This window comes from Serratia oryzae (assembly GCF_001976145.1).
GTDB lineage: Bacteria > Pseudomonadota > Gammaproteobacteria > Enterobacterales > Enterobacteriaceae > Chania > Chania oryzae.
In genome coordinates, this window is record NZ_MOXD01000004.1 from 187989 (window position 1) to 202257 (window position 14269).

The 14269-nt window shown below is 56.8% G+C and carries 10 protein-coding genes; 7 read left to right on the top strand and 3 right to left on the bottom strand.

The features are described 5' to 3' along the window. Positions 1-1140 (top strand): 23S rRNA (guanine(1835)-N(2))-methyltransferase RlmG, encoded by a 1140-nt coding sequence (gene rlmG / locus BMI79_RS09280; protein WP_076941857.1) that lies wholly within the window; start codon positions 1-3, stop codon positions 1138-1140. A 36-nt stretch (positions 1141-1176) separates the two neighbouring features. Here the strand turns inward: rlmG and BMI79_RS09285 are convergent, their stop codons facing one another. Next, positions 1177-3198, bottom strand: a complete 2022-nt coding sequence (locus tag BMI79_RS09285) for an NADPH-dependent 2,4-dienoyl-CoA reductase (RefSeq protein WP_076941858.1) — start codon at positions 3196-3198, stop codon at positions 1177-1179. A gap of 242 nt (positions 3199-3440) precedes the next feature. On the opposite strand from BMI79_RS09285, the gene BMI79_RS09290 reads away from it, so the two are divergent. Both BMI79_RS09290 and BMI79_RS09295 read left to right on the top strand, forming a co-directional pair. After that, the gene (locus BMI79_RS09290; RefSeq protein ID WP_076941859.1) at positions 3441-5150 is read left to right on the top strand and encodes an amidohydrolase; all 1710 of its coding nucleotides are present in this window, start codon (positions 3441-3443) and stop codon (positions 5148-5150) included. Positions 5151-5331: 181 nt separating this feature from the next. Then, a complete protein-coding gene (locus BMI79_RS09295; protein WP_076941860.1) occupies positions 5332-6675 on the top strand; it encodes an APC family permease in 1344 nt (447 codons plus the stop codon). A 229-nt stretch (positions 6676-6904) separates the two neighbouring features. On the opposite strand, the gene pdxR is transcribed toward BMI79_RS09295, so the two are convergent. After that, positions 6905-8380 (bottom strand): MocR-like pyridoxine biosynthesis transcription factor PdxR, encoded by a 1476-nt coding sequence (gene pdxR, locus BMI79_RS09300; protein WP_076941861.1) that lies wholly within the window; start codon positions 8378-8380, stop codon positions 6905-6907. 121 nt (positions 8381-8501) lie between these two features. Between pdxR and BMI79_RS09305 the strand changes: the two genes are divergently transcribed. From BMI79_RS09305 to BMI79_RS09320, 4 genes are all read left to right on the top strand, one after another. Beyond that, positions 8502-9767 carry a 4-aminobutyrate--2-oxoglutarate transaminase gene (locus tag BMI79_RS09305; RefSeq protein ID WP_076941862.1) on the top strand — a complete coding sequence of 422 codons (1266 nt, stop codon included), beginning with the start codon at positions 8502-8504 and terminating at the stop codon, positions 9765-9767. 12 nt (positions 9768-9779) lie between these two features. Continuing rightward, a complete protein-coding gene (locus tag BMI79_RS09310) occupies positions 9780-11234 on the top strand; it encodes an NAD-dependent succinate-semialdehyde dehydrogenase (RefSeq protein WP_076941863.1) in 1455 nt (484 codons plus the stop codon). A gap of 58 nt (positions 11235-11292) precedes the next feature. Next, complete coding sequence (locus BMI79_RS09315) at positions 11293-12537, top strand: aromatic amino acid transport family protein (protein ID WP_076941864.1); 1245 nt, start codon at positions 11293-11295, stop codon at positions 12535-12537. A gap of 337 nt (positions 12538-12874) precedes the next feature. Further along, complete coding sequence (locus BMI79_RS09320) at positions 12875-13411, top strand: GNAT family N-acetyltransferase (protein ID WP_076941865.1); 537 nt, start codon at positions 12875-12877, stop codon at positions 13409-13411. A gap of 114 nt (positions 13412-13525) precedes the next feature. Here BMI79_RS09320 and yfcF read toward each other — a convergent pair whose 3' ends face one another. Beyond that, entirely contained in the window at positions 13526-14161 is a 636-nt protein-coding gene (gene yfcF / locus BMI79_RS09325; protein WP_076941866.1) for a glutathione transferase, read from the bottom strand. Between the last annotated feature and the right edge of the window lie 108 nt (positions 14162-14269).

Sequence of the window (14269 nt, forward strand, 5' to 3'; positions counted from 1 at the left end):
ATGAGCCAACTCGATCTGGGAACACAGCAACTTGAGCTGGAGCGTTATCCCCAACAAGAAGAATCCACCCAACTGCAGGCGTGGGAAGCGGCGGATGAATATCTGCTGCAACAGCTTGAAAATACTGCCGTGGGCGAACGCCCGGTGCTGATTTTCAACGATCATTTCGGCACGCTGGCCTGCGCCTTGCACGCCCATAAGCCTTACAGCATCAGTGATTCCTACATGAATCAACTGGCGACGCGCCATAATCTGAGGCTGAATGAACTGGATGTTGAACAGGTGACGCTGCTGGACAGCCTGGCAGATCTGCCTGCTAACCCGGCGGTGGTGCTGATGCGGGTGCCGAAAGCGTTGGCCTTGCTGGAGCAGCAACTGCGCGCGCTGCGCAAAGTGGTATCTGCCGATACGCTGATTATCGCCGGCGCCAAAGCACGCGACGTGCATACCTCGACCATGCAGGTGTTTGAACGCATACTTGGCCCGACCCGCACCAGCCTGGCCTGGAAAAAGGCGCGCCTGATCTATTGCCAGGTGACCGACATCGTGCCACCACCCGCTCCGGAAACCACCAACTGGCTGCTCGACGGCACGGATTGGCTGATCCACAACCATGCCAACGTGTTTTCACGCGGCAGCCTGGATATCGGCGCACGCCTGTTCCTGGAGCATTTACCGCAGGATCTGAGCGGCCATATCGTCGATCTTGGCTGTGGCAACGGCATTATTGGCATGAAAGCGCTGGTACAGAATCCAGACGCGCAGATGACCTTTGTCGATGAGTCTTACATGGCGGTAGCATCCAGCGAGCTGAATGTGGCGCATAACCTGCCACAAGAAATGGATCGCTGTCAGTTTGAAGTGAACAACTCGCTGGCGGGCATTGAGCGTGAAAGTTTGCGGGCGGTGTTGTGCAACCCACCGTTCCACCAGCAGCATGCAATTACCGATCACACCGCCTGGCAGATGTTCTGCGACGCCAAGCGCTGCCTGCAAGTGGGGGGAGAGTTGCGCATCGTCGGCAACCGTCATCTGGATTATTACCAGAAGCTGAAACGCCTGTTTGGCAACTGTACCACCTTGGCGTCGAACCAGAAGTTTGTGATCCTCAAAGCGGTCAAGTCTGGCGCACGGCGTTAAGCCGCAGGGGCGCAGCTTTTTACTGCGCCCACTCTTTTACAGCGCCATCGCCAAGCGGGTTCCCTGATCGATAGCGCGGCGCGCATCCAACTCAGCGGCCACGTCGGCACCACCAATCAGATGCACGGTTTTCCCCATCGCCAACAGCGGCTGCTGTAATTCACGACGCGGTTCCTGCCCGGCGCAGACCACAATGGTATCTACCGCCAGGCAACTTTTCTGCTCGGCCCGCACGATGTGCAACCCCTGTTCATCAATGCGCTGATAGTTGACGCCGTTCAGCATCTTCACACCGCGCAGCAACAGGCTGGTGCGATGGATCCAACCGGTAGTTTTACCCAGGCCTTCACCCACTTTGCTGCTTTTACGCTGTAGCAGGAAGATCTGGCGTGGGTTGGCGGGCACCTGCGGCCCTTGGGCACTTAACCCTCCGCGTTGGCTGAGCTGCGTATCAATCCCCCACTCGCGGTTAAATGCCTGCTGATCCAGGCTGCTGGAGAGATCGTGCTGGCTGAGGTATTCGGCGGTATCAAAACCGATCCCACCGGCACCAATGATCGCCACCCGCTGGCCGACCGGTTTTTTGTCACGTAGTACCTCGAGATAACTCAGCACGTTTGCGCGTTCAATACCGGGAATCTCCGGCATGCGCGGCACAATGCCGCAGGCGAGGATCACCTCGTCAAACTCGCCTAAATCCTGCGCTTGCACTTTTTGCCCCAGTTTCAGCGTCACCTCCAGCAGTGCTAACTGACGGTGGAAATAGCGCAGGGTTTCGTGGAATTCTTCTTTACCGGGGATCTGCTTGGCAATATTGAACTGCCCGCCGATCTCATCGGCAGCGTCAAACAGCGTGACCTGATGCCCGCGGCTGGCGGCTGTCGTGGCAAACGCCAGCCCGGCGGGGCCCGCGCCGACCACGGCCAGCCGTTTGGCTTTCTCCGCCGCAATCAGCGGCATTTCGGTTTCGCGGCAGGCGCGCGGGTTCACCAGGCAGGAGGTGAGTTTGCCTTCGAAAATCTGGTCCAGGCAGGCCTGATTGCAGCCGATACAGGTGTTGATCTCGTCGGCACGGCCTTCGGCGGCTTTTTGCACAAAAGCCGCATCGGCCAGGAATGGGCGCGCCATGGAAACCATATCGGCACAGCCTTCCGCCAACACCTGTTCGGCCACCGCCGGGTCGTTGATGCGGTTGGTGGTGATCAGCGGAATGCCCACTTTGCCCATCAGCTTGCGCGTCACCCAACTGAACCCGGCGCGCGGCACCATAGTGGCAATGGTCGGGATACGGGCTTCATGCCAGCCGATACCGGTATTGATCAGCGTGGCACCGGCCTGTTCGATCGCCACGGCGAGCTGCTCGATCTCCTGCCAGTTTGAGCCATCTTCCACCAGATCGAGCATGGAAAGGCGGTAGATCAGGATAAATTCTGGCCCCACCGCCTGGCGCACGGCGCGAACAATCTCTACCGCGAAACGCATGCGGTTACTGAAGCTGCCGCCCCATTGATCGCTGCGCTGGTTGGTGCGCGCCACCAGAAACTGGTTAATCAGGTAGCCTTCGGAACCCATCACCTCAACGCCGTCATAACCCGCCTGCTGCGCCAGTGCGGCGCAGTGGGCGAAGTCGGCAATGGTTTGTTCGACTTCTTCATTCGTCAGCGCCGTCGGGCTGAATGGGCTAATCGGAGCCTGTAGTGCGGAAGGGGCTACCGGCTGCGGCTGATAGCTGTAACGCCCGGCGTGCAGAATTTGCAGCGCGATTTTGCCGCCCGCCTGATGGACCGCCTCGGTAATGGTCCGGTGATGCGCGATCTGCTGCGGTTGATTCAAGATTGCCGCTCCGCGCTGCACCACCCCTTTTTCATTGGGGGCGATGCCGCCGGTGACGATCAGGGCGACACCCGCGGCGGCACGTTCGGCATAGAATGCCGCCAGACGCTCCGGGCCATTGGGGAGTTCTTCCAGGCCTGTGTGCATTGATCCCATCAGCACCCGGTTTTTCAGGGTGGTGAAGCCGAGATCCAGCGGCGCCAGCAGGTAGGGGTATGCGCTCATTGCAGTCTCCATAGGGTAGATATCGTTATAGTTATAGATGGTTATCGAGTGGTCGGATGAGATAAATCTAGCCGTTGTCGACAGCGTTGGGAACTAAGGATGCGTTGAATGTGATAGATATCATGAATCTTTGCTGTTATTTGCGAATTGCGCGTCATGCGGCTATCGGGCCAAGGATTTCAGTTTTCGCCTGACTCAGATCTATACTTAGGATCGTTTTGTGTGATTTTGAGACTTTTGATATGACACCAGTGGTTAACGCTGCCGAGGTAATTTATTACAACGGCACTATCTTTACAGCGGATGCGGCAAACCGGGTTTGCAGCGCGCTGGCGATCGGGCAGGGATACGTGCTGGCGGTTGGGGACAACGAGCAAGTGCTGTCGCTTGCAACAGCAGCGACCGAGCGTATCGATCTGCAGGGTAAAATGATGATGCCGGGCCTGATCGACAGCCATATGCATCCGTTCTGGGGCGGCAAACAGCTTAAGGGCTGCAGCCTGCACTATGCGGCGCTGACGGTGGAACAGACGTTGCAGCACATTCAGGCACACCTGGACAAATACCCGGCGCACGATGATAACGAATGGCTGACGGTGCGTGCCTGGCAGCGTCAGGCGATGATCCCAGTTGGCGCGGACATGAGCCGCGCCGTGTTGGATACCCTGAACACCCGCCGCCCGGTGGCGCTGTTCTCCAACGACTGCCACACCCTGGCGGCCAACAGCCGTGCGCTGGAAATGCTGGGGATCGATGAAAATACCCCGGTGCCGCCAGATGGCAAGATTGCCCGCGACGCCAACGGCCGATTGACGGGGATCCTGGAAGATGCGCCCGCGATGCGCGCCTTTGACAGCATTCCTTCCGGCAGCGCGGAGCAGAACGTACAGATCGCGGCTCACGTGCAGCAGGTGTTGCATTTCCAAGGTGTCACCACCGTGATGGATACCCGCGTATTTGCCGAACAGCTGGCGGCCTTTGCCGCACTGCGCGATCGTGGCGAACTGACGCTGCGGGTCCTCGGTGCCAAAGAGGTGACGCCAGACAGCGTGCAAGGGCCGGAAGACGCCGCCCGTGCGGTGCAGGACGTGCTCGCCTTCGCTAAGCAGTGGGGGGATAAAGAGTGGACACCGCAGGCCGGTATTGCGGTTGACCATCTGAAACTGTTCGTCGACGGCGTTTTGCAGCCGCCGACCATGACCGCTGCGCTGTTGCAGCCGTATCGTGAACATCAGGGTGAGGCGCAAAGTGAACGCTATGGCGATCTCTACTTCACTACGCCGGTGTTGAACGCGCTGGTGGTGGAATGCGGCCGCGCTGGCCTGCATCCGCATACTCACACGGTGGGCGATGGGGCGATCGAGCAGGTGCTGGACGCGGTGGAACTGATGCGTGCCGCTTGCCCTGGCAAGGATATCCGCCCCGGGCTGGCGCACAATGAATTGGTGGCTGCGCATCAGTACGCGCGTTTTGCCGAACTGGGTGCCACTGCGGTGCTGTCATTCCAGTGGGCCGGTTTGCCGGGCGTGCTGATTGACGAAGAGCGCGAAATGCTGGGTGAAGAGCGTTTCCCGCACTTGGAACCGGCGGCACGTTTTCTGGATGCCGGTGCCCGCGTGGCGTACGGCAGCGACTGGCCGATCGATCGGTTGGACGAATGGTACAACCTGCAGGTGGGGATGACGCGCCGCGCCTGGGACAGTGAAGGCCAACCTGCCGGGCCGCGTTTGGACAACGATCGCAACCTGACGCTGATCGAAACGCTGCGCGCCGCGACCATTGATGCAGCCTATATGATTGCCAAAGAGCAATACATCGGTTCGCTGGAAGTGGGCAAGTTTGCCGATGCGATCGTGCTGCAGCAAAACCTGTTCGAGCAGCCGGCCGAGGCGATTTACCAAACCCGCATTGAACGCACCCTCGTGGGGGGACAGGTCGTTTACCAGGCATAACAGCCAGACGTGTCGCGGGCGGGAACGGTAACGCCAGCCATTCCCGCCCGATTAAAAGATAGAAAGCTGATTGTTAACTTCCCCGGCGCCTTGTCTTGTGCCAGTATTCGTTTCCTTAATTTTTATACGGCCAAAAAACGCTGATTAACGATGCAGTTTTGTGTCAGGAGATGATACGGTAATGCCGCAAAATATTCGGTTGCAACGAGTTCTTAAAACCCCTGCCTTGGTTGCATTTGGCCTCGCCTATATGGTGCCGCTGGGCGTATTCACCACCTATGGTCAGGTTACCGTTTTGAGTCAGGGCCATTTGCCCGTCGCTTATCTGGTGACCATCGTCACCATTCTGTTTACCGCTTTGAGCTATTGCCGGATGACCAACGCCATGCCGTTGGCCGGATCGGCCTACTCTTATGTCCAACGCAGCTTTGGTGGTAAAACCGGTTTCTTGGTCGGCTGGGCGCAGATCCTCGATTATCTGTTCCTGCCTATGCTTAACTATTTGGTTTTAGGGATTTTCTTGCACGAGGCATTTCCGTCGATCCCTGCTTACGTGTTTATTCTGGCCTCCATCGGCAGCGTCAGCCTGTTGAATATTCTTGGGGTGCGCTTGCTGAGCTCCGTCAATTTCACGCTGATCGCCCTGCAGATGGTGTTTATCGTGCTGTTTATTGCGCTGGCATTCAGCGGAGCCGATCTCAGCCCAGAGGCGCTGATGAAGCCGCTGTTGGTGGATGCCGGTAATTTTTCTGGCCTGATCGCCGGTGCGGCAGTGCTGTGCCTGGCGTTTCTGGGCTTTGATGCCATTGCCACCATGGCTGAGGAAGCTGACGATGCCAAACGCACACTGCCGCGTGCCATATTGATCACCGTGATCAGCGCCGGGGCGATTTTTGTCGCCGTCTCTTACGCCGCCCATCTGGCGTATCCCAATTGGCAGGCGCTGATCCCTTATCAGGATACGTCCAGCCTGATTATCTCCGAGCACGTGGGTGGGAAGTGGATGTATAACTTCTTTATGGCCACCTATCTCACCGGGGTTTACGCTTCGTCAATGACGGCGCAAACCGGCGTATCGCGTATCTTTTACGCCATGGGGCGAGAAGGGGTGCTGCCGCGCAGAGTGTTCTTCCATCTCCATGCCCGTTTCCACACGCCGTGGCGCGCGATTGTGTTCGTGGCCATCATCTCTCTGCTGGCGCTGTGGATGGATCTCAGCATGGTGGTGTCGATGATCAGCTTTGGCGCTTTGGGGGCATTCACCTTCGTGAACCTCAGCGTAATCAAACACTTTTTGGTGAATGAAAAACGCCGTGGGCTGAGGGCGATGTTCAAATACGGCCTGCTGCCGCTGATCGGTTTTGCCATGTGCATCTGGCTGTGGTTCAACCTGGATCCGGAAGCGCTGAAGGTCGGCTTTATCTGGCTGTTTGCCGGTTTTCTTTATCTGCTGTGGCTGACCAAAGGGATGCGCCAGGATCCGCCAGCGGTTGCCCATGATGATATTTCTCATCTGATGGATTAATCAGCCCATGTTCTTGAAAGGCGATCCATCGGGTTAATGCGGGTCAGTCAAGGCTAACCAGTTCCCTCTCCTTGGGGGAGAGGGTTAGGGTGAGGGGATGAGCACCGCACTAAGAGCCCCTTACCCCGGCCCTCTCCCACAGGGGGCGACTCTTTGAGCCATTGATGCATGATTATGCCGTTTTGCGCTTAGCTGACTCGCATTAATCTATCGGATCGCCTTTGTCTTTTTAACTTTTCTGAGAATGAATACACTCCAGCAACACGCTGAACGCTGCTGCCATCTGCTCTTCCGGCACACAGGCAAACCCCATCAGCAGGCCGCGCCGGGCGCTAGGTTGCATGTAATAGCGTGACAGCGCGCGCACCAGTACCCCACGTGCGCTGGCGGCGCTGGCAATGGCAACGTCGTCGGTATCGTTCGGCAGGTTGAGGATCAGGTGCAGCCCGGCATTGCTGTTGAACTCACTCAAGGCCTGTTTACCCAAGTGTTGCTCAATCAGCGCGGTAAGAAACGCGCGGCGTTTGGCATACAGCAAACGCATGCGGCGGATATGGGCCGTGTAGTGGCCTTCCTGAATAAACTGCGCCAGCGCCGCCTGGATCAACAAGTGCCCGCCGCGATACAACTCGGCGTGGGCAATCTTGAATTCATTCATCAGTGGTTTCGGCAACACCATATAGCCCAGACGCAGTGCGGGATACAGCGTCTTGCTGAAGGTGCCGATATAAATGACCGGTGCATCGGCTTCTAACCCTTGCAGCGCCGGGATCGGCTGGCCTGAGAAGCGAAACTCGCTGTCATAATCATCTTCCACAATCCAGCTACCGGCATGGCGCGCCAGTGCCAGCAGCCGCTGGCGCCGTGCCAAACTCATTACTGAACCCAGCGGATACTGATGCGAAGGAGTAACGAAAATCACCCGTGGCGCCCCCGCGTTTTGTTCCGCTGGCACCATGCCCGCCTCATCCACTTCGCACGGGCAAATATTGACATCGTTGATGCGCAGAATGTTGCGTATCCCCCAATAGCCCGGTTCCTCGATCCAGGCATTATCGCCTGGATTGCACAGCATCCGCGTCACCAGATCGATCGCCTGATGAATACCTTCAGTAATCAGGATCTGTTCCGGCGAGCAGCGCACCGAGCGGGCTACGCGCAGATAGTCCACCAGCGCATGTTGCAGTTCCGGGCTACCGCCCTGATTGCTGTAGGTCAAACGCTGCGGCGCGGGGCGGCGGCTGATGCGCGCCTGGATCTTGCTGAAGATCTGGTGTGGGAAGGCGTTAACGTCGGGCACGCCGGGAATAAAGGCGCCCCATTGCTTTGGGCTGGCGCTGGCGTGGTGCAGCAACGTGGCCCCGCGTTTCGACAGCTCAACGCGCCGTTGCTCACCACGCTCGCTCATCGGCTGGCTGGTGGTGGATAAATAACTGTCGGGCACCGTTTCTGCGACGAAGGTTCCACTTCCTTGGCGCGAAAGCACATATCCTTCGGCCAGAAGTTGTTCGTAAACGGTTAATACCGTGTTGCGTGACACACTGAGTTCCTGAGCCAGATCGCGCGACGCTGGTAAGCGGCTGGAAGGCGGCAGGCTGCCGTCCAGAATGCTGGTGCGGATCGCGTTATACAGCCGCTTATGCAGCTTATCAGCGGGCTGATCGCCAAGGCGCTGCAGCAACAGGTCACCACTCAATGAGCGCAATTGGATCCCTCAATTAAACGTAACTGGCACTAGATTATAGGGCCACATCCTGTGTAAATAAACATCATTGTTTCACACTTGTGAACAAAGTTGATAACAGGCACAGCCCGGAGAGAACAAGATGAAAAACGCAGAACTGAATCAACGCCGCTTGGCGGCTACCCCGCGTGGCATCGGCGTGATGTGTGGTTATTACGCAGAGCGTGCTGAGAATGCCACGCTGTGGGACGTGGAAGGTAATGAGGTTATCGATTTCGCTTCGGGCATTGCTGTGCTCAATACCGGCCACCGCCATCCGAAAGTGGTTGCCGCCATTGAAAAACAGCTCAAGGCCTTCACTCATACCGCTTACCAGATCGTCCCCTATGAAAGCTATATCGCGCTGGCGGAGCGTATCAACCAGCGTGCGCCGATCGACGGGGCCTGTAAAACCGCCTTCTTCACCACCGGGGCGGAAGCGGTGGAAAACGCGGTGAAAATTGCCCGCGCCTATACCGGCCGCCCGGGGCTGATCACCTTCGGCGGCGGTTTCCATGGCCGTACTTATATGACCATGGCGCTGACCGGCAAAGTGGCCCCTTACAAACTGGGTTTTGGCCCGTTCCCTGGCTCGGTGTTCCACGGCCAGTATCCGAATGCGTTACACGGCGTCAGTACCGAAGACGCGATGAACAGCCTGGAGCGCATTTTTAAAGCCGACATCGATCCTAAGCAGGTGGCAGCGATTGTGCTGGAGCCGGTGCAGGGTGAGGGCGGTTTCAATATCGCACCGCCGGAATTTATGCAGGCGTTGCGCACGCTGTGCGATCAGCACGGCATTCTGCTGATTGCCGATGAAGTGCAGAGCGGTTTTGCCCGCACCGGCAAGCTGTTCGCGATGGAGCACTACGCGGTGAAACCCGATCTGATCACCATGGCAAAAAGCCTGGCGGGGGGGATGCCGCTGTCGGCGGTGGCGGGCCGCGCCGAGGTGATGGACGCTCCGGCTCCAGGTGGGCTGGGTGGCACCTATGCCGGTAACCCGCTGGCGGTGGCTGCGGCGCTGGCCGTGCTGGAGGTGATCGAAGAAGAACAGCTGTGCCAGCGCTCGCAGCGTTTGGGTCAACATTTGGTGGAAGTGCTGCAGCAGGCGCGTAAACAGTGCCCGGCAATTGCCGATATCCGTGCCAAGGGCTCAATGGTGGCGGTGGAGTTCAACGATCCGGCCACGGGCAAACCATCGCCGGAATTTACCCGTGAAGTGCAGCAAAAGGCCCAGGAAGCAGGGCTGCTGCTGCTCAGCTGTGGTGTGTATGGCAACGTGATCCGTTTCCTGTATCCATTGACCATTCCTGATGCCCAGTTTAACCAGGCGCTGGCGATCCTTTCCCGCGCATTGGTCCAATAAGGAGCAAGAACGATGAAACTACACAACCCCGAACTGCTGCGCAGTCAGTGCCTGATTAACGGTGAATGGTGCGATGCGCGCAGCGGCAAGCGTGAAGCGGTGATCAACCCGGCCACCGGTGCAGAACTGACCACGGTTCCACTGGTGAGCGCGGAAGAAACCCAGCAGGCGATTGCCGCCGCGCAGCAGGCACAAATCGGCTGGAAGCAACTGACGGCCAAACAGCGTTCAGCGTTACTGCTGGCCTGGGCCGATAAAGTGATGGCGGCGCAGGAAGATCTGGCGCAGCTGATGACCGCCGAGCAGGGCAAATCGTTGGCCGAAGCGCGCGGTGAGGTGGCTTATGCCGCCTCGTTTATTACCTGGTTTGCCGAAGAGGCCAAGCGCGTCGACGGCGCAGTATTACAGGCGCCGTTGGCGTCACAGCGGCTGGTGGTGGTGAAGCAGCCGATCGGCGTCTGCGCGGCGATTACCCCGTGGAACTTCCCGGCGGCGATGATTACCCGCAAGGCCGCCCCGGCGTTGGCGGCGGGTTGCACCATGATCGTCAAACCGGCTGAACAGACCCCGCTGACCGCCTTGGCGTTGGCCAAGCTGGCACAGGATGCCGGTATTCCGGCGGGCGTATTGCAGGTGGTGACCGGCGAGCCGGCTCAGGTTGGCAAAGTGCTGTGCGACAGCCCGGTGGTACGCAAGCTGAGCTTTACCGGTTCGACCGAAGTGGGGCGCATTCTGATGGCGCAGTGCGCGCCGACGATTAAAAAGCTTTCACTTGAACTGGGTGGTAACGCGCCGGTGATTGTCTTTGATGATGCCAATCTGGATGCCGCGGTGGCGGGCATTATGGCGTCAAAATTCCGCAACAGCGGCCAGACCTGCGTATGCGCCAACCGGATCTACGTACAGGACGGCATTTACGATCGCCTGGTGGATAAGCTGGTGGCCGCCGTCGAGCAACTGAAAGTGGGCGACGGCGCGCAGGAAGGCACCACTCAGGGGCCGCTGATCGACCAAGGTGCCGTGGAAAAAGTGCAGAGCCACATTGATGATGCGCTGATCAAAGGGGCACAGATTGCTACCGGCGGGCAGCCGCATGCGCTAGGCCGTACCTTCTTCCAGCCGACGGTGGTGACCGGCGTGACGCAGCAAATGCGCTTTGCCAAAGAAGAGACCTTCGGCCCGGTTGCGCCACTGTTCCGTTTTCATGACGAAGCAGAAGCCATCGCGATGGCTAACGATACCGAATTCGGCCTGGCAGCCTATCTGTTCACCCAGAATGCGGCACGCCAGTGGCGGGTGCCGGAAGCCTTGGAATACGGCATGGTCGGCATTAACACCGGGCTGATTTCCAACGAAGTCGGGCCGTTTGGCGGTATCAAACAGTCAGGGCTCGGGCGTGAAGGGTCGCGTTATGGCATTGAAGAATATCTGGAGCTGAAATACCTGTGTATCGATGTGAGCTGTTAACCCCCAGGACTTCAACACTTCCCGGTGGCCAGCGCCACCGGGATACAAAGGATAAACCATGTCTTCCGAAAACATCTCTATTTCTCCGGCGATTGCCGCCGGGGAGCGGGCATCTGCACCCGCCAAATCACTGAGTTTCCTCGAAGGTGTGGCGATGATCGTTGGCACCAACATCGGCGCTGGCGTTCTCTCTATCGCCTACGCCTCCAGCAAGGCGGGCTATTTACCCCTGTTGTTCTGGCTGGTGCTGGTCGGTTGCCTGACCACCATTACCATGCTTTACGTGGCTGAATCGACTCTGCGCACCCGAGCGCACCTGCAACTGAGCGGGCTGGCCCGGCGCTATGTCGGCGGCTTTGGCTCCTGGCTGATGTTCGCTTCCGTCTGCGTTAACAGCGTAGGCGCACTCACCGCCTATATGACCGGCAGCGGCAAACTGCTGCAATCCCTGCTCGGTATTTCCCCCGCCCTCGGTAGCCTGTTGTTCTTTATCCCGGCAGCACTGGTGCTGTATCTCGGCCTGAAAGCCATTGGCCGCGGTGAGAAATTTATCAGCATCGGCATGGTGGTGATGATTGCCACCCTCGTGGCCGCGACGCTGCTGAAAGAAACCACTCAGATGCGTAATCTGCTGGACGGCGACTGGCGCTTTATGGTGCCGGTGTTCAGCGTGGTGGTGTTCTGTTTTTCCGCGCAGTACATCGTGCCGGAAATGGCGCGTGGCTTTGCGGACAAGCCAGCGCAACTGCCAAAAGCGATTATCGTCGGTATGGCAATCACTTTCGTGTTGCTGGCGGCGGTGCCGTTGTCGGTGATAGCCCTTAGCGGGTTGGATAATATTTCCGACGTTGCCACCATTTCCTGGGGCCAGGCGCTCGGGCAATGGGCTTTCTTTTCGGCCAACATCTTTGCGCTGTGCGCGATGCTGACCTCCTATTGGGGATTGGGCGGCAGTTTCCTGACCAATATTTTCGATAAGTTCCGCCTGGGGGATGATGAGCAGCCTTTCCGCCGCTTCAGCGTGCTGTTGCTGGTGGTGGTACCGCCGTTTGCTCTAGCCTACAGCGGCCTGGTTTCCTTCGTTAATGCGCTGTATTTCGCTGGAGTTTTCAGCGGCGTGATCCTGTCGATTATGCCGATGCTGATCCTGCGTGGAGCGCGTGCATCTGGCGATCAACAGCCGCTCTGGCAGTGTAGCTGGATCACCCATCCCATTCTGCAAGTGAGCATCGTTCTGCTCTATATGGGCGGTGCGGTGTACGCCATTGCCTCGTTATTGGGTTACCTGCCTGCCGGGTGGTGATGTTTTCCCAATAGCGATGCTGTGTCTCTCTGCGTTGAGAAAGGCGGTGCTGTGGCCGTAATGTCAGTCAGTTGAGCGAAAGCTTTACTAGCATACGGCCAATAGTGCTCAAGGTTGTGATTATCTCTGATTTATGTTTTAAGGGCGGAATCACTGCTGAGTGCTGAACAGGTGGTTTAAAATAGATACGAATCGTTCGATTTGACAATGATGAGTTATCGAGCCATTTTCAATGTATATGATTGTCGCTTTTTAAGTGCGCCATTGGTTTTTAATTATGAAAGACTCAAGTGTTAAATTAATTATTATAAATTCAACACTAACAGGGAGTTAAAAGATGAGTAATCCATACAAAGAATGTCCAACGTATGAAACATCAAATTTTATAATACGTCTTATCTCAGAGAATGATGCGGAAGGTTTGTTGAAATGTTATTCGGATGTGACTTCCAGATCATTGTTTAATTCAGATAGGTGCATGGGCGGTTTCAATTTTAATACGATAGAGGAAATGAAAGATGCAATCATAGGCTGGTTGGGTTGCTATGAGCGTGAGGAGTTCATAAGGTATTCAATTGTGAATAGAGATACCGGTCTTGCAGTTGGTACAATAGAAATGTTTGCAACGGTTAATGATTATAAAGTTAGCTCAGGTATTTTGAGGTTAGATATATCATCAGAATATGAGACGGAAATGTATTTAACAGAAGTTTTTGCTGTGTGTTCTAAGCATTTTTTTGATACGTTCAGTGTTGAAGAAATAGTTACCAAAGCTATTCCAGTAGCTGAAGTAAGGATAAACTCTCTGTTAGAACTTGGGTTTACAAAGTATGAGTCTCCAGATAGAGAGCATTATTATGTATTGTCTAAATAGCTCCCCCTTTTAAACGGGGAGTATTCTCATCTGACCCAGAAAGCAGCAAATACTCTGGGCCAGTGCAGATACCTTCATCAAAGGGGAATTTGTCAGCTAGCCAAGCATGGGGCGCTAACTCCGCATTTTTTCCGGCAGCGCCAGCCAGGCCTGCACCGAAGGGCGTTGCCACTGCTGTTGCGCGTAACGACGCAGGCTCTCCGGCACGTCGTCACCATGTATCACCAGCCGGTTGAGCATCAAGGCCAGATCGGTATCCGCAATGCACCACTCGCCAAACAGATGATCGTGACCGTGGCTCAGCAGTTTTTCCGCTGCGGCGATCAGTTTCTGCGCTGCCTGCTGGGCCGCCGCACTCAGCGGGGCAAATTTACCCTGGCTGAAAATCACCTCTGTCGGGCGTTCTGCGCGCAGCGGCAGCAGATCGCTACGCAGCCAGGCCTGTATCTCGCGTGCTTTGGCGCGCTGTTTGACATCACGCGGATAGACCGGATGAGCAGGGTGTGTCTCTTCCAGATATTCATCAATGGCGGAAGATTCGGAAAGGTGAAAACGACCTATCTCCAGCGTGGGCACGCGCTGGGTCAGCGACAGCGCGCCGTAGGCTCGGCTCTGGTTTTCGCCCTGCGATAAGTCCACCGGCTTAAGCGTAAAGGGGATCCCCTTCTCGGTCAGGGTGACAAAGGCCGACATAGCGTAAGGGCTGAAAAAGTGTGCGTCTGTATAAAGTACCGCGGCCGATGGATTCATTGCTGCTCCTGGTGATTGACGAGGAACTCAATCATTGGTGAAAAATAAACCCAAATCAAGGCACTGCGCTGATGATAAAAAGTAATACGGCATTAGGCCGATTAATGG